The organism is Mesorhizobium sp. M4B.F.Ca.ET.089.01.1.1 (genome assembly GCF_004022605.1).
In the GTDB taxonomy this organism is placed as follows: Bacteria; Pseudomonadota; Alphaproteobacteria; order Rhizobiales; family Rhizobiaceae; genus Mesorhizobium; species Mesorhizobium abyssinicae.
In genome coordinates this window covers 1-401 of the sequence record NZ_RZOS01001544.1, presented here as the reverse complement: position 1 = coordinate 401, position 401 = coordinate 1, and the positions used below count along the sequence as shown (strand labels likewise).

The following is a 401-nucleotide window of genomic DNA, read 5'->3' as shown; positions in this document are numbered from 1 at the left end:
GTGAGACATCCACTATCATGGACCACGCCACCAAGGGCGAGGCGCCGTTCGCCAACCTAGTGAAGACGCAGTTGGACAGCCAACCGGCTTCGCGGACCGAAACCCGCGAGTATCCCAATGGCGGTCGGAAGGGGCTTCTCTTTTCGGACGGTCGGCAGAAGGCGGCCCGGTTGGCTCGCGATATTCCGCGGGAGGTAGAGCAGGACATTTTTCGACAAGTGTTGGCGCTGGCCACACGGGCGCTGCTCCAGGCGGGTCGCGAACCGCGGCCTGATCGCGGTCTTTACATCGCCGTGCTCAAGGTTCTGAGCGACAGCAATTTGCCAATCTTTGACCGAGAGGATGCGCAAACAATCGAGGACCAGGTGAAGCGCCTCCAAAAGGATCATGCAGACCAACCT

At 60.3% G+C, this 401-nt stretch carries 1 protein-coding gene; it reads left to right on the top strand.

Annotation, left to right across the window (positions count from 1 at the left end):
• Window positions 1-17: 17 nt before the first annotated feature.
• On the top strand, window positions 18-401 hold a 384-nt coding region (locus tag EN780_RS38215; RefSeq protein WP_133373043.1), incomplete at its 3' end, for a hypothetical protein.